The 15,275-nt window shown below is 65.1% G+C and carries 15 protein-coding genes; 12 read left to right on the top strand and 3 right to left on the bottom strand.

Going from position 1 to position 15,275, the window contains the following annotated elements:
• The first annotated feature begins 7 nt into the window (after positions 1–7).
• From argS to IB232_RS14335, 9 genes are all read left to right on the top strand, one after another.
• Positions 8–1,747: an arginine--tRNA ligase gene (gene argS, locus IB232_RS14375; RefSeq protein WP_192399299.1), complete on the top strand. Its 1,740-nt coding sequence runs from the start codon at positions 8–10 to the stop codon at positions 1,745–1,747.
• Positions 1,748–2,437, top strand: coding sequence for an SPOR domain-containing protein (locus IB232_RS14370; RefSeq protein WP_192399298.1), 690 nt, complete (start codon positions 1,748–1,750; stop codon positions 2,435–2,437). It abuts the gene before it with no gap.
• A 95-nt stretch (positions 2,438–2,532) separates the two neighbouring features.
• Positions 2,533–3,063 carry an ATP-dependent protease subunit HslV gene (gene hslV, locus IB232_RS14365; RefSeq protein WP_192312344.1) on the top strand — a complete coding sequence of 177 codons (531 nt, stop codon included), beginning with the start codon at positions 2,533–2,535 and terminating at the stop codon, positions 3,061–3,063.
• A gap of 27 nt (positions 3,064–3,090) precedes the next feature.
• A complete protein-coding gene (hslU, locus tag IB232_RS14360) occupies positions 3,091–4,431 on the top strand; it encodes an ATP-dependent protease ATPase subunit HslU (protein ID WP_192399297.1) in 1,341 nt (446 codons plus the stop codon).
• Between the two features lie 53 nt (positions 4,432–4,484).
• Positions 4,485–4,856 carry a gamma-butyrobetaine hydroxylase-like domain-containing protein gene (locus IB232_RS14355; protein WP_192399296.1) on the top strand — a complete coding sequence of 124 codons (372 nt, stop codon included), beginning with the start codon at positions 4,485–4,487 and terminating at the stop codon, positions 4,854–4,856.
• 313 nt (positions 4,857–5,169) lie between these two features.
• Positions 5,170–6,849 carry a class II poly(R)-hydroxyalkanoic acid synthase gene (gene phaC / locus IB232_RS14350; protein WP_192399295.1) on the top strand — a complete coding sequence of 560 codons (1,680 nt, stop codon included), beginning with the start codon at positions 5,170–5,172 and terminating at the stop codon, positions 6,847–6,849.
• 160 nt (positions 6,850–7,009) lie between these two features.
• On the top strand, positions 7,010–7,867 hold the full coding sequence (gene phaZ, locus IB232_RS14345; RefSeq protein WP_192399294.1) for a poly(3-hydroxyalkanoate) depolymerase: 858 nt from the start codon (positions 7,010–7,012) through the stop codon (positions 7,865–7,867).
• 157 nt (positions 7,868–8,024) lie between these two features.
• Positions 8,025–9,707 (top strand): class II poly(R)-hydroxyalkanoic acid synthase, encoded by a 1,683-nt coding sequence (phaC, locus tag IB232_RS14340; RefSeq protein ID WP_192399293.1) that lies wholly within the window; start codon positions 8,025–8,027, stop codon positions 9,705–9,707.
• A 77-nt stretch (positions 9,708–9,784) separates the two neighbouring features.
• The gene (locus IB232_RS14335; RefSeq protein WP_192399292.1) at positions 9,785–10,399 is read left to right on the top strand and encodes a TetR/AcrR family transcriptional regulator; all 615 of its coding nucleotides are present in this window, start codon (positions 9,785–9,787) and stop codon (positions 10,397–10,399) included.
• Between the two features lie 76 nt (positions 10,400–10,475).
• Here the strand turns inward: IB232_RS14335 and IB232_RS14330 are convergent, their stop codons facing one another.
• The 3 genes from IB232_RS14330 to IB232_RS14320 form a co-directional block, all read right to left on the bottom strand.
• A complete protein-coding gene (locus tag IB232_RS14330; RefSeq protein WP_192399291.1) occupies positions 10,476–11,321 on the bottom strand; it encodes a phasin family protein in 846 nt (281 codons plus the stop codon).
• Positions 11,322–11,331: 10 nt separating this feature from the next.
• Entirely contained in the window at positions 11,332–11,784 is a 453-nt protein-coding gene (locus tag IB232_RS14325) for a phasin family protein (protein WP_192399290.1), read from the bottom strand.
• A 96-nt stretch (positions 11,785–11,880) separates the two neighbouring features.
• Positions 11,881–12,159: a polyhydroxyalkanoic acid system family protein gene (locus IB232_RS14320; RefSeq protein WP_192399289.1), complete on the bottom strand. Its 279-nt coding sequence runs from the start codon at positions 12,157–12,159 to the stop codon at positions 11,881–11,883.
• A 115-nt stretch (positions 12,160–12,274) separates the two neighbouring features.
• Here IB232_RS14320 and ubiE point away from each other — a divergent pair, with 115 nt between their 5' ends.
• The 3 genes from ubiE to ubiB are packed head-to-tail and all read left to right on the top strand — an operon-like array spanning position 12,275 to position 15,251.
• Entirely contained in the window at positions 12,275–13,045 is a 771-nt protein-coding gene (ubiE, locus tag IB232_RS14315) for a bifunctional demethylmenaquinone methyltransferase/2-methoxy-6-polyprenyl-1,4-benzoquinol methylase UbiE (protein ID WP_192399288.1), read from the top strand.
• Positions 13,045–13,659 (top strand): SCP2 domain-containing protein, encoded by a 615-nt coding sequence (locus tag IB232_RS14310; RefSeq protein ID WP_192399287.1) that lies wholly within the window; start codon positions 13,045–13,047, stop codon positions 13,657–13,659. Before ubiE ends, IB232_RS14310 begins: the two co-directional genes overlap by 1 nt.
• Entirely contained in the window at positions 13,656–15,251 is a 1,596-nt protein-coding gene (gene ubiB / locus IB232_RS14305; RefSeq protein WP_192399286.1) for a ubiquinone biosynthesis regulatory protein kinase UbiB, read from the top strand. The genes IB232_RS14310 and ubiB overlap by 4 nt, the downstream gene beginning before the upstream one ends.
• Positions 15,252–15,275: the final 24 nt, after the last annotated feature.

Raw genomic sequence — 15,275 nt, 5'->3', positions numbered from 1 at the left:
GCAGACCATGAAAGACACGATTCGCCACCTGATCCAGCAAGCCCTGACCCGCCTCACCGCCGAGGGCGTGCTGCCCGAGGGCCTGAGCCCGGCCATTCAGGTGGAGAACACCAAGGACCGCAGCAACGGCGACTTCGCCAGCAACATCGCCATGATGCTGGCCAAGCCGGCCGGCATGAAGCCGCGCGACCTGGCCGAGAAGCTGGTCGCCGCCCTGCCGGCCGACGCCGGCATCGCCAAGGTGGAGATCGCCGGCCCCGGCTTCCTCAACTTCTTCCAGAACAGCGACGCCCTGGCCCAGCGCCTGGAAGCCGCCCTGGCTGATGAGAAGCTCGGCGTACGCAAGGCTGGCGAGCCGCAGCGTGTGGTGGTCGACCTGTCCGCACCCAACCTGGCCAAGGAGATGCACGTCGGCCACCTGCGCTCAACCATCATCGGTGACGGCGTGGCCCGGGTGCTGGAGTTCCTTGGCGACGAAGTGATCCGCCAGAACCATGTGGGCGACTGGGGCACCCAGTTCGGCATGCTGCTGGCCTACATGCAGGAAAACCCGATTGCCGCCGAGAGCGAGCTGTCTGACCTGGAAGGCTTCTACCGCGCCGCCAAGAAGCGCTTCGACGAGTCCGCCGAGTTCGCCGATCGCGCCCGTGAACTGGTGGTCCAGCTGCAGGCCGGCGACGCCGAGTGCCTGCGCCTGTGGAACCGCTTCAACGACATTTCCCTGTCCCACTGCCAGGCCATCTACGACCGTCTGGGCGTGAAGCTGAGCATGGCCGACGTGAAAGGCGAGAGCGCCTACAACGACGACCTGGCCAACGTGGTCGCCGACCTGCAGGCCAAGGGCCTGTTGACCGAGGACAACGGCGCCCAGTGCGTGTTCATGGACGAGTTCAAGAACTCGGAAGGCAACCCGCTGCCGCTGATCGTGCAGAAGGCTGGCGGCGGCTACCTGTACGCCACCACCGACCTGGCCGCCACCCGTTATCGCGCCAATGTGCTCAAGGCCGACCGCGCCCTGTACTTCGTCGACCAGCGCCAGGCCCTGCACTTCCAGATGGTCTTCGCCGCCGCGCGTCTGGCCGGCTTCGTGCCGGCCAGCATGGAGCTGGAGCACATGGGCTTCGGCACCATGAACGGCCCGGATGGCAAGCCGTTCAAGACCCGCGACGGCGGCACCGTGAAGCTGGTCGAGCTACTCGACGAGGCCGAGCAGCGCGCCTACACCCTGGTCAAGGACAAGAACCCGGAACTGGCCGAGGACGAGCTGCGCAAGATTGGCCGTGTGGTCGGTATCGCCTCGGTGAAGTACGCCGACCTGTCCAAGCACCGCACCAGCGACTACCGCTTCAACTTCGAGCTGATGCTCAGCTTCGAGGGCAACACCGCACCCTACCTGCTGTACGCCTACACCCGCGTCGCCAGCATTTTCCGCAAGCTGGGCAAGGACGTCGCCGAGATCGGCGGACAGATCCGCATCGAGGCGCCGCAGGAGCAGGCCCTGGCCGGCAAGCTGGCGCAGTTCGCCGACACCCTCAACAACGTCGCCGGCAAGGGCGAGCCGCACCTGCTGTGCGCCTACCTGTACGACCTGGCCGGGCTGTTCTCCAGCTTCTACGAGAACTGCCCGATCCTCTCCGCTGAAGATGAGGCCACCCAGCAGAGCCGCCTGCGCCTGGCCGCCCTCACCGGCCGCACCCTCAAGCAGGGCCTGGAATTGCTGGGTCTGGAAACCCTGGAGCGCATGTAAGTGGCGGCAGCGAAGAAGAAGCCCGCGCCCAAGCGCGGCGCCAGCCGCTACCAGGCGCCAGCGAAGAAGCCGGTACCCGGCTGGGTGTGGATGGTCTGCGGCCTGGTGATCGGCGGCTTCTTCATGTTCCTGTTCAGCCTGGAGCCGGGTCGCGACGACGTGAAACGGTCCAAGCCCGAGGAGCAGAAGCGCCTCACCGAGCAGCAGAAGAAGCCGCAGGTGGCACCGGAGCCGGTCAAGCCGAAGTACGACTTCTACACCCTGCTGCCGGAATCCGAGGTCATAGTGCCGCCGGATGCCCTGCCGCCGGCCGATGCGGTGAAGCCGCCGGAAAGCAAACCGGTGAGTCCGGAGGAGGCGGCCAAGATCGACGCCGCCCGCGCCGAGGCCGCGCTCAATGGCGAGACGCCGCCTCCGCCGCCCGTCGTGGTGGCCAAGGCGCCGGTCACCACCCAGTTCTTCCTGCAGGCCGGCTCGTTCCGCAAGCGTGAGGACGCCGACAAGGTGCGCGCGCAGATCCTCATGCTCGGCCAGAACGTGCAGGTGGAGTCCGGCAAGGTACGCGAGGAGACCTGGCACCGCGTGCTGGTCGGCCCCTACGCCAACCGCGAGCAGCTGGCCACGGCGCAGAAACAGCTGGCCGGCAGCGGCTTCAGCAATCTCTTGCTACAACAGCGGCAGAGCCGCTGAGCCATCAAGTTGCCCGTTCCGGTTGAAAAGCCGGACGGGCCACCCCATCTGATCTCCATTCGGGCACATCGGCCCCGCTGCGTGGAGATTCACCCTTGACCACCATCGTTTCAGTCCGCCGCAACGGCAAAGTCGTCATGGGCGGCGACGGCCAGGTTTCCCTCGGCAACACCGTGATGAAGGGCAACGCCAAGAAGGTCCGGCGCCTGTACCACGGCCAGGTACTGGCCGGCTTCGCCGGCGCCACCGCCGACGCCTTCACCCTGTTCGAGCGCTTCGAGGGCCAGCTGGAAAAACACCAGGGCCACCTGGTGCGGGCCGCCGTAGAGCTGGCCAAGGACTGGCGCACCGACCGCTCGCTGAGCCGCCTGGAAGCCATGCTGGCGGTCGCCAACAAGGATGCCTCGCTGATCATCACCGGCAACGGTGACGTGGTCGAGCCCGAGCACGGCCTGATCGCCATGGGCTCCGGCGGCGGTTTCGCCCAGGCCGCGGCCATGGCCCTGCTGCAGAAGACCGAGCTGTCCGCCCGTGAAATCACCGAGGCGGCGTTGAACATTGCCGGTTCCATCTGTGTCTTCACTAACCAGAACCTGACTATCGAAGAGGAAGACTGCGCTGAGTAAGCGCGGTTTCTGCTGGAGCCAACCTGCATGTCCATGACGCCCCGCGAGATCGTTTCCGAGCTCAACCGCCACATCATTGGTCAGGACGACGCCAAGCGCGCCGTGGCCATCGCCCTGCGCAACCGCTGGCGGCGCATGCAGCTGCCGGCCGAGCTGCGCCAGGAAGTGACGCCGAAGAACATCCTGATGATCGGCCCCACCGGCGTCGGCAAGACCGAGATCGCCCGCCGCCTGGCCAAGCTGGCCAACGCGCCGTTCCTCAAGGTGGAAGCGACCAAGTTCACCGAGGTCGGCTACGTCGGCCGTGACGTCGAATCGATCATCCGCGACCTGGCCGATGCCGCGCTCAAGCTGCTGCGCGAACAGGAAGTGCAGAAGATGAGCCACCGCGCCGAGGACGCCGCCGAGGAACGCATTCTCGACGCCCTGCTGCCGCCTGCCCGCGTCGGCTTCAACGACGACCCGGCGCCGAGCCAGGACTCCAACACCCGCCAGCTGTTCCGCAAGCGCCTGCGCGAAGGCCAGCTGGACGACAAGGAGATCGACATCGAAGTGGCCGAGCAGCCCGCCGGCGTCGAGATCATGACACCGCCCGGCATGGAGGAGATGACCAGCCAGCTGCAGAACCTGTTCTCCGGCCTGACCAAGGGCAAGAAGAAGACCCGCAAGCTCAAGGTCAAGGAAGCCTTCAAGCTGGTGCGCGACGAGGAAGCCGCGCGCCTGGTCAACGAAGAGGACCTCAAGGCCCGCGCCCTGGAAGCAGTGGAGCAGCACGGCATCGTGTTCATCGACGAGATCGACAAGGTCGCCAAGCGCGCCAACATCGGTGGCGCCGATGTGTCCCGCGAGGGCGTGCAGCGCGACCTGCTGCCACTGATCGAGGGCTGCACGGTCAACACCAAGCTGGGCATGGTCAAGACCGACCACATCCTGTTCATCGCCTCCGGCGCCTTCCACCTGGCCAAGCCCAGCGACCTGGTGCCCGAGCTGCAGGGTCGCCTGCCGATCCGTGTCGAGCTCAAGGCTCTGTCGCCGCAGGACTTCGAGCGCATCCTCACCGAGCCGCACGCGGCGCTGACCGAGCAATACAGCGAGCTGCTGAAGACCGAGGGGCTGAACATCGAGTTCGCCGCCGACGGCATCAAGCGCATCGCCGAGATCGCCTGGCAGGTCAACGAGAAGACCGAGAACATCGGCGCCCGGCGCCTGCACACCCTACTCGAGCGCCTGCTGGAGGAAGTCTCCTTCAGCGCCGGCGACCTGGCCGGCCAGCAGAACGGCGAGCCGATCCGCATCGATGCCGACTACGTCAACGGCCACCTCGGCGAACTGGCGCAGGACGAAGACCTGTCGCGCTACATTCTCTGATGCGCGCGCGGGGTGGATAATGCGTTATCCACCCCGCTTCAGGACTCCCCGCGATGCGCATGCCCACCGCCATCAAACTGCACAAGGCCTCCCGCACCCTGGAGCTGGCCTATGGTGACGAGCGCTACAGCCTAGGTGCCGAGTTCCTGCGCGTGCACTCGCCCTCGGCGGAAGTGCAGGGCCACGGCAAGCCGATCCTCCAGCACGGCAAGCAGAACGTCGGCCTGAGCCGCATCGAACCGGCCGGCAACTATGCACTGAAACTGTGCTTCGACGACGGCCACGACAGCGGCCTGTACACCTGGGACTATCTCTACCAGCTCGCCACCCGCCAGGAGCAGCTGTGGGCCGACTACCTGGAGGAGCTGACCCGCTCCGGCAAATCCCGCGACCCGAGCGAATCGGTCATCAGACTGATGCTCTAGGGCTGATCGGCGATCGATCATCGCCAAGCTCTGTTTCGCCCCTTCCGCCATATTAGTTTCACGCCTAGAGCGCATTTTCTAATCGCGCTCGGCATACTCCCGCGCGCCGCGCAATCAGTGTTCGCGAACTTGCGCAAAAACGGAAACTCGGGTAACCAAGGAACTGGCAGGTTCCATGCATTTGCCCCGGCGAATGCGAAGAAAGCGCGGAGTTCGCTCCGCACCCGGTAAACCCGAGCAGTACCAGCCCTTCGCCCTGTGCCCTTCACACAGCTGCAGTTGGTATTCGTCTCAGGACAATGGAGCGTCGTAGATGACCCAAAAGAATAATGAAGACCTGCATCGCCAAGCCTCGGAGAACACCTTGGGGTTGAACCCGGTGATCGGCTTGCGCGGCAAGGATCTACTCACGTCTGCCCGAATGGTGCTGGCCCAGGCCATCAAGCAACCGTTCCACAGCGCCAAGCACGTTACCCACTTCGCCTTCGAACTGAAGAACGTACTGCTCGGCCAATCCGAGCTGCTCCCGGAAGATGGCGACCGCCGCTTCGCCGACCCGGCCTGGAGCCAGAATCCGCTGTACCGCCGCTACTTGCAGACCTACCTGGCGTGGCGCAAGGAACTGCATGACTGGATCGAGGACAGCAATCTCTCCGAGCAGGACACCAGCCGCGGCCACTTCGTGATCAACCTGATGACCGAAGCCATGGCGCCGACCAACAGCATGGCCAACCCGGCCGCGGTCAAACGCTTCTTCGAGACCGGCGGCAAGAGCCTGCTCGACGGCCTCTCCCACCTGGCCAAGGACATGGTCAACAACGGCGGCATGCCGAGCCAGGTGAACATGGCGGCCTTCGAGGTCGGCAAGAACCTGGCCACCAGCGAAGGCGCGGTGATCTTCCGCAACGACCTGCTGGAGCTGATCCAGTACAAGCCGACCACCGAGCAGGTGCACGAGCGCCCACTGCTGGTGGTGCCGCCGCAGATCAACAAGTTCTACGTATTCGACCTGTCGCCGGAGAAGAGCGTCGCCCGCTTCCTCCTGCGCAACCATGTACAGACCTTCGTGGTGAGCTGGCGCAACCCGACCAAGGCCCAGCGCGAGTGGGGCCTGTCGACCTACATCGAGGCGCTCAAGGAAGCGATCGACGTGGTCACCAGCATCACCGGCAGCAAGGACGTCAACATGCTCGGCGCCTGCTCCGGGGGCATCACCATCTCCTCGCTGCTCGGCCACTACGCCGCCACCGGCGAGCAGAAGGTCAACTCGATGACCCTGCTGGTCAGCGTGCTGGACACCAAGCTTGATACCCAGGTCGCCCTGTTCGCCGACGAAAAGACCCTGGAAGCCGCCAAGCGTCGCTCCTATCAATCCGGCGTGCTGGAAGGCAAGGACATGGCGAAGGTCTTCGCCTGGATGCGCCCCAACGACCTGATCTGGAACTACTGGGTCAACAACTACCTGCTGGGCAACGAGCCGCCGGTGTTCGACATCCTCTACTGGAACAACGACACCACCCGCCTGCCCGCCGCCCTGCACGGCGACCTGATCGAGCTGTTCAAGACCAACCCGCTGACCCGCCCCAATGCCCTGGAAGTCTGCGGTACGCCGATCGACCTCAAGCAGGTCACCAGCGACATCTACTGCGTGGCCGGCACCACCGATCACATCACCCCGTGGGAAGCCTGCTACAAGTCCTCGCTGCTGTTCGGCGGCAAGGTCGAATTCGTGCTGTCCAACAGCGGTCACATCCAGAGCATCCTCAACCCGCCGGGAAACCCCAAGGCGCGCTTCGTCACCAACAGCGAGCCGGCGGCCAATGCCCGCGAGTGGCAGGAGAAGGCCACCAAGCATGCCGACTCCTGGTGGCTGCACTGGCAACAGTGGCTGGCCGCGCGCTCGGGCAAGCTGAAGAAGGCGCCCGCCGGCCTGGGCAACAAGACCCATACGCCGGGCGAGGCCGCCCCGGGAACCTACGTACACGAACGCTGAAACAAGCAACGCTGCACCTTGCGCAGTACTGCCCGCGGCACCCGGAAGTGCCGCACGCCGCAACCGGCCAATGGCCCGAGCGGCGCCCGCCGCGAGGCGGGAGACTGGCGAGCGGCCTCGGAAGGTCGCTCTCCGCTGATCCATGTATAGGGCCTAGCGCATGCCGCAACCTTTTGTATTTCGTACCATCGAGCTGGATGGCCAGACCATCCGCACAGCGGTCCGCCCCGGCAGCAGCAGCCTGACGCCGTTGCTGATCTTCAACGGCATCGGCGCCAACCTGGAGCTGGTGATGCCGTTCGTGCGCGCCCTCGACCCGGACCTGGAAGTGATCGCCTTCGACGTTCCCGGCGTCGGCGGCTCGTCCACCCCGAGCACACCCTACCGTTTCCCCGGCCTGGCCAAGCTGGCCGCGCGCATGCTCGACTACCTGGACTACGGCCAGGTCAACGCCATCGGCGTGTCCTGGGGTGGCGCGCTGGCGCAGCAGTTCGCCCACGACTATCCCGAGCGCTGCAAGAAGCTGGTGCTGGCCGCCACCTCGGCTGGCGCAGTGATGGTACCGGGCAAGCCCAAGGTGCTCTGGCGCATGGCCAGTCCCAAGCGCTACATCCAGCCCTCCTACGGCGTACATATCGCCCCGGACATTTACGGCGGCGCCTTCCGCCGCGACCCCAAGCTGGCCCTGGCCCACGCCTCCAAGGTGCGCTCGGGCGGCAAGATGGGTTATTACTGGCAGCTGTTCGCCGGCCTCGGCTGGACCAGCATCCACTGGCTGCATCGCATTCGCCAACCTACGCTGGTACTGGCCGGCGACGATGACCCGCTCATCCCGCTGGTCAACATGCGCCTGCTGGCCTGGCGTATCCCCAACTCGGAACTTCACGTGATCGACGACGGTCACCTGTTCCTCGTGACGCGCGCCGAAGCGGTCGCGCCTATCATCATGAAGTTCCTCCAGGAGGAACGGCAGCGCGCGGTCATGCATCCGCAGCCGCAGCCGATTCGCAGTCACTGATCGCACAACTGTAGTGCTACTCCGGCAGGCTCGCCCCAGGGCGACGCCAGCCGGACAAGGAAGTTTTTTCGCGCGGCAGTCTGGAATGCCCTCCGGCGCGCCTTGGTACAAGCCTTGCTGTCACTGGACGTGACAGTTCGACGACGGAGCCTGCCCCATGCGAGACAAGACTGCACCGGGATCCATGCCGGTACCCGCACACTTCATGAACGCGCAAAGCGCGATGGTCGGTGTGCGCGGCCGCGATCTGTTTTCCACATTGCGTACCCTGGCCTTCCAGGGCCTGCGCCAGCCGATGCACAGCACGCGACACCTGCTGTCGTTCGGCAAACAGCTGGGCCGGGTGATGCTCGGTGACACACCGTACCAGCCCAACCCGCAGGACAGCCGCTTCGCCGACCCCACCTGGCATCTCAACCCCTTCTATCGCCGCAGCCTGCAGGCCTACCTGGCCTGGCAGAGGCAGCTCAAGGCGTGGATCGACGAGAGCGACCTGTCGCCGGACGACCGCACCCGCGCGCACTTCCTCTTCTCGCTGCTCAACGACGCCCTGGCGCCGTCCAACACCCTGCTCAACCCGCTGGCGATCAAGGAGCTGTTCAACAGCGGCGGCAGCAGCGTGCTGCGTGGCGCGCGCCAGATGTTCGACGACCTGCTGCACAACAATGGCATGCCGCAGCAGGTCAACAAGCGCGCCTTCGAGGTCGGCCGCAATCTGGCCATCACCCCCGGCTCGGTGGTGTTTCGCTGCGAAATGTTCGAGCTGATCCACTACAAGCCGATGAGCGAAAAGCAGTACGAGCGCCCGCTGCTGGTAGTGCCGCCTCAGATCAACAAGTTCTACATCTTCGACCTCAGCCCGGAGAAGAGCTTCGTCCAGTACTGCCTGAAGAACGGCCTGCAGGTGTTCATGATCAGCTGGCGCAACCCCGACGCGCGCTACCGCGAGTGGGGCCTGTCCAGTTATGTGCAGGCAGTGGACGACGCCACCGAGGTGTGTCGGCTCATCACCGGCAGCAAGGAGGTCAATCTGATGGGCGCCTGCGCCGGCGGCCTGACCATCGCCGCTCTGCAGGGCCACCTGCAGGCCAAGCGCCAGTTGCGCAAGATCGGCTGCGCCACCTACATGGTCAGCCTGCTGGACAGCCAGGTGGAGAGCCCGGCGATGCTGTTCGCCGACGAACAGACCCTGGAGTCGGCCAAGCGCCGCTCCTACCAGAGCGGAGTGCTCGATGGCCGCGATATGTCGCGGGTATTCGCCTGGATGCGCCCCAACGACCTGATCTGGAATTACTGGGTCAACAACTACCTGATGGGCAAGGAGCCGCCGGCCTTCGACATCCTCTACTGGAACAACGACAACACCCGCCTGCCGGCTGCGCTGCATGGCGACCTGCTCGACCTGTTCAAGCACAACCCACTGATCCGCGCCGGCGGCCTGGAGGTCTGCGGCACGCCGATCGATCTGTCCAAGGTCAACCTCGATAGCTTCAGCGTGGCCGGCATCAACGACCACATCACGCCCTGGGACACGGTGTACCGCTCCACTCTGCTGCTGGGTGGCGGCCGTCGCTTCATCCTGTCCAACAGCGGCCACATCCAGAGCATCCTCAACCCGCCGGGCAACCCCAAGGCCACTTACTTCGAGAACGGCAAGCTGACCAGCGATCCGCGCGCCTGGTATTACGATGCCGAGAAGAAGGACGGCAGCTGGTGGCCGCAGTGGTTGGAGTGGATCCAGCAACGCTCGGGCGAGCAGCGCGAGACGGTGTTCAGCGTCGGCAGCAACAAGTATCCGGCGATGGAAGCAGCCCCCGGAACCTACGTTCACATGCGCTGAGGCATGGCGAAAACACTGGCCGGGCACAAGCCCGGCCGGTTATCGTCGAGGCTCCGGCGGCCAGACAAGATCATGGAATGAAGACCCGCGACCGCATCCTCGAAACTGCTCTGCAGCTGTTCAACGACCAGGGCGAGCCCAACGTCTCCACCCTCGAAATCGCCACCGAGATGGGCATCAGCCCCGGCAATCTCTATTACCACTTCCACGGAAAGGAGCCGCTGGTGATGGAGTTGTTCGAGCGCTTCCAGGCCGAACTGGCCCCGCTGCTCGATCCACCCCACGAAGCCGAGCTGGGCGCCGAGGACTACTGGCTGTTCCTGCACCTGATCGTCGAGCGCCTGGCCTCATACCGCTTCCTGTTCCAGGACCTGTCCAACCTCTCCGGGCGCCTGCCCAAACTGGCGCGCGGCATTCGTCAGTGGCTGAATCAGCTCAAGCGCACCCTGGCCAGCCTGCTGGCTAGGCTCAAAGCACTGGGCCAGCTGCGTAGCGATACCGAGGCTCTCGGCCAGCTGGTGGAGCAGATCACCCTGACCCTGCTGTTCTCCCTCGACTACCAACGCATCCTCGGCGCCAGCGGCGAAGTGCGCCTGGTGGTGTTCCAGATCATGATGCTGGTTGCCCCGCATCTCGCCGAAGAGTCGCGCCACGCCGCCGAACGCATCGCCCATCGTTACCTCGAAGCCTGAATACTCACAGCGTTTTCCCGGCCCCTGAAATGCAAACGCCCGGCACTAGGCCGGGCGTTTGTACATCCTGAGGGAATCAGGACGGAGTTGCGGGCGTTGCCGGTGCCGCGGCCGGAGCCGGGGTAGCAGCCGGAGCCGGCGCCGGAGCGGCAGGCTTGGCAGCAACCGGTTTGGCGGCAGGCTTCGGCGCAGCGGCTTTCTTCACCACTGGCTTCTTCGCGGCAGCCGGCTTGGCGGCCGGTTTTGCAGCGGGCTTGGCTGCAGCCGGTTTCGCCGCAGGCTTGGCGGCTGGTTTGGCAGCAGCCTTGGCTGCAGGCTTCGCAGCGGGCTTGGCGGCAGCTTTGGCAGCGGGCTTGGCGACCGGTTTAGCGGCGGCCTTGGCAGCTGGCTTAGCAGCAGGTTTGGCTGCCGGCTTGGCAGCGGCCTTGGCGACCGGCTTGACCGACTTCACCGATACACCGGTGAGCTTCTCGATCTGCTTGGTCAGGCTGTCGACCTTGGTCTGCAGCGACTTCACTTCGTTGCGGCTCGGTACGCCCAGACGGGAGATGGCGCTGTTAAGACGCTTGTCGAAAGCCTCTTCCAGCTCGCTCCACTTGCCGATGGCCTTGCCTTTGACTTCGTCGACTTTCGACTTGGCCGAACCGACGGTGCTGCCGACGCTGGACTTGACCACACCCAGTTGCTTGTCGACTTCGGTCTTGGCTTTCTTCTCGGCCTTCTCGCCGTCCTTGACCAGGCCATCGAACAGCTTGTTGCCGTCGTTGCTGATCTTGGAATAGGCGCCGAGGCCGGCCAGCCAGATCTGGCGCGAGTACTTCTCGATCTCGCCGATCCAGGAGTTGCTTTCCTTCTTGGCAGCCGGTTTTTTCACTGCCGGTTTAGCCGCCGGTTTTGCAGCGGTAGGTTTCTTAACAGCCATCCTGCTCTCCTTATTGGGTACGCGCCACTCGCTCAAGCAAAGCATTCAACTCGTCCAGCTTAGCAGAGAGTGCCTCAACATCCTGCTTGGAGGGAATACCCAGACGGTTCAGAGCGCTGGCTACACGATTGTCGAAGGCCTTTTCGATCTTGTCGAATTGCACTTCGACCTTGCCTTTGACTTCGGAGACGCTGCTCTTGACGCTCTTGAGCTGGGACTCGATCTGGCTGTTAGCAGCATCGACCTGCTCGTTCACCAGTTTCTTGCCCTGCTTCTCGACGCCTTCGCCGGCCTTGACCAGTTCCTTGAAGTAGTCGGCGCCTTCGGCACCGGCCTTGGCGTAGGCACCCAGACCAGCCAGCCAGACCTTGCGGGCATAGGCTTTGACGTCGGTCAGAACGGTGAGTTTGTCTTCGACTTTCTCGACTGCGACTTTCTTCTTCGCGGCAACTTTAGTGGCCATGGTGCACCTCTCGCTCAAAGTGATGGACTGGTCGTCCTGTACCAGGACTTGAGCGCAAGGTAGTGAAGAAAATTAGAAATCACATACTAGGGGACGTCAGGCCTGCAGATGCTTGTCGAGGGTCTCCTCGATCTCGCGCTTGATGGTGCCGCCCAGCGCGGACAGCAGCAGACCGAGCTTGAGCTCCACGCGTACGCTGGAATCGCCCACCGCGATGGTGCCGTCGGCGCCGCTGCGCTTGAACTCCAGGGTGTCGCCGCTCCAGCGGTACTTCACGTCGTACTCGCTGGCCAGGCGCTGGGCCAGCGCCTCGGCCTTCTCGCGGGCAACGGCCAGGCCAAGGGAATGGGTGCGTTCGACGGTGATGCGGGACATGTGCGACTCCTGCTGCGACCTTGTGTCACGCGACTATATCAGCTCCGCCCGGCGCCAAGACAAAGGCCGGCTGCGGGTTTAGAATGGCCGCCACTTCGATTCAGGTGACGGCGACATGAACGACCCGCGCAAGGCCCCAGAGCAGGAACAGACCACCCACTTCGGCTTCCAGGATGTGCCGGAAAGCCAGAAGGCGGAAAAGGTGGCGGAAGTCTTCCACTCGGTGGCGGCCAAGTACGACCTGATGAACGACGTGCTCTCCGGCGGCCTGCACCGCTTGTGGAAGCGCTTCACCATCGAGCTGTCGGGCGTGCGCCCGGGCAATCGCGTGCTGGATATCGCCGGCGGCACCGGCGACCTCACCCGCAAGTTCTCCAGCCTGGTCGGACCGACCGGTGAAGTCGTCCTCGCCGATATCAATGACTCGATGCTCAAGGTCGGTCGTGATCGTCTGCTCGACAAGGGCGTGGCCGGCAACGTGGTGTTCGTCCAGGCCGATGCCGAGAAGCTGCCGTTCCCGGACAACCATTTCGACGTGGTCACCATCGCCTTCGGCCTGCGCAATGTCACCCACAAGGAAGACGCCCTGCGCTCGATGCTGCGCGTGCTCAAGCCCGGTGGCCGCCTGCTGGTGCTGGAGTTCTCCAAGCCCGGCAACCCGCTGCTGGCCAAGGTCTACGACACCTACTCGTTCAGCTTCATGCCGCTGGCCGGCAAGCTGATCACCAACGACTCCGACAGCTACCGCTACCTGGCCGAATCGATCCGCATGCACCCGGATCAGGAAACCCTCAAGGCCATGATGGTCGAGGCCGGCTTCGAACGCGTCACCTACCACAACATGACCGGCGGCATTGTCGCCCTGCACCGCGGTATCAAACCCTGATGCTGCTCACCGGTCTGCTGGCCGGCGTCGAGCTCGGCCTCAACCGCGTGCTGCAGATGGACAGCACCGCGCTGCCGCGCCTGGCCCGACTGGAAGGCGCAGTGATCGAAGTCGACTGCCAGAGTCCGGCACTCAAACTGTTCATCCTGCCCGGCGAGGACGGCCTACAACTGGCCAGCCAGTGGGGCAATGCCGACTGCATCCTTAGCGCCCCGGCCAGCAGCCTGCTGCGCCTGGCACTGGCCAAGGACAAGACCGCCATCCTGCACCGCCCGGAAGTCAGCCTGAGTGGCGACAGCGCCGTGTTGCTGGAACTGGCCGGCATCCTCCAGGACTTGGAGCTGGACTGGGAATACGAGCTGTCGCGCTGGCTCGGCCCGATCGGCAGCACATTGCTCGCCAGCCACCTGCGCAGCCGGGTGAACTGGGCCGGCGACAGCCTCGACAGCCTGCGCCAGACCCTCGCCGACTACCTGGCCGAGGAATCGCGCAGCCTGGTCGGCGAGCGCGAAGCCCAGGCCCGCTTTACCGAACTGGACGACCTCAAGCTCGCCCTCGACCGCCTCGACGCCCGCCTCGAGCGCCTCGCCAGAAGAATGAAACCCGACGCATGAAGCTGCTCGCCACCCGCCGCCTGCTGCGCATCCTGCGCGTGGTCATCCGCTACCGCCTGGACGACCTGCTACTCAACCTGCCGCTGCCCACCTGGATGCGCGCCCTGCGCTTCGCCCTGCCCTGGCGCTGGCTGCCGCGACGCCAGCTCGAACTGAGCCGCGGCGAGGCCCTGCGCCTGGCGCTGGAAGACCTCGGTCCGATCTTCATCAAGTTCGGCCAGCTGCTGTCCACCCGCCGCGATCTGCTGCCACCGGACGTGGCCGAGGAACTGGCACGCCTGCAGGACCAGGTGCCGCCGTTCGACCCGGAGCACGCCGTGGAGCGCATCGAGCAGCAGCTCGGCGCCAAGGTTGGCGAGGTGTTCGCCCGCTTCGACGTGGCCCCGCTGGCCTCCGCGTCCATCGCCCAGGTGCATGCCGCGCAGCTGAAGAGCGGCGAGGAAGTGGTGGTCAAGGTGATCCGCCCCAACCTGCGGCCGATCATTCGCTCGGACCTGGCCTGGCTGTTCCTCGCCGCGCGCATCGCCGAGAAGGCCTCGGCCGACGCCCGACGCCTGCGCCCGATGGAGGTGGTTAGCGACTACGAGAAGACCATCTACGACGAGCTCGATCTGCTGCGCGAGGCGGCCAACGCCAGCCAGCTGCGGCGCAACTTCCAGGACTCGCCGCTGCTCTACGTGCCGCAGGTGCACTGGGACTGGTGCAGGCCCAAGGTGCTGGTGATGGAACGCATCTACGGCGTGCCGGTGACCGACCTGGCGACCCTTGCCGACCAGCGCACCAACATGAAACTGCTGGCCGAGCGCGGCGTGGAGATCTTCTTCACCCAGGTGTTCCGCGACAGCTTCTTCCACGCCGACATGCACCCCGGCAACATCTTCGTCGCCACCCGCACGCCGTGGAGCCCGCAATACATCGCCATCGACTGCGGCATCGTCGGCAGCCTAACCCCCGAGGACCAGGACTACCTGGCGCGCAACCTGATCGCCTTCTTCAAGCGCGACTACCGCAAGGTCGCGCAGCTGCACATCGACTCCGGCTGGGTGCCGGCGGAAACCCGGGTCAACGACTTCGAGGCGGCCATCCGCACCGTGTGCGAGCCGATCTTCGAGAAGCCGCTGAAGGACATCTCCTTCGGCCAGCTGCTGCTGCGCCTGTTCCAGACCGCCCGCCGCTTCAACATGGAAGTGCAGCCGCAACTGGTGCTGCTGCAGAAGACCCTGCTCAACATCGAGGGCCTTGGCCGCCAGCTGTATCCGGACCTGGACCTGTGGAGTACCGCCCAGCCGTTCCTCGAACGCTGGATGCGCGAGCGCGTCAGCCCGCGCAACCTGCTGCACAACCTGCAGAGCCAGGCAGAGCAGGTGCCGCACTTCGCCAACATGGCCCGCGACCTGCTCGAACGCATGAGCCAGCCACACGCCAGCGACCCGCCACCGCCGTGGCGCGAGCAACGCGACCAGTGGCCGCTGCGCCTGCTCGGCGCGGCCCTGGTAGCCGGTGGCGTCAGCCAGGGCCTGGCTCTGGTGCCGACGGCCTGGGCCGCCTGGCTAAGCCTCGCAGCCGGGCTGGCGCTGATCCTGCGCCGATAGCCAGTATCGCGCCCGGCTGGCACA

Origin of the sequence: Pseudomonas sp. PDM15 (assembly GCF_014851565.1) — a bacterium.
Classification (GTDB): domain Bacteria; phylum Pseudomonadota; class Gammaproteobacteria; order Pseudomonadales; family Pseudomonadaceae; genus Aquipseudomonas.
The sequence above is the reverse complement of the archived record's forward strand: the minus strand, read 5'-3'. Positions and strand labels throughout refer to the sequence as shown.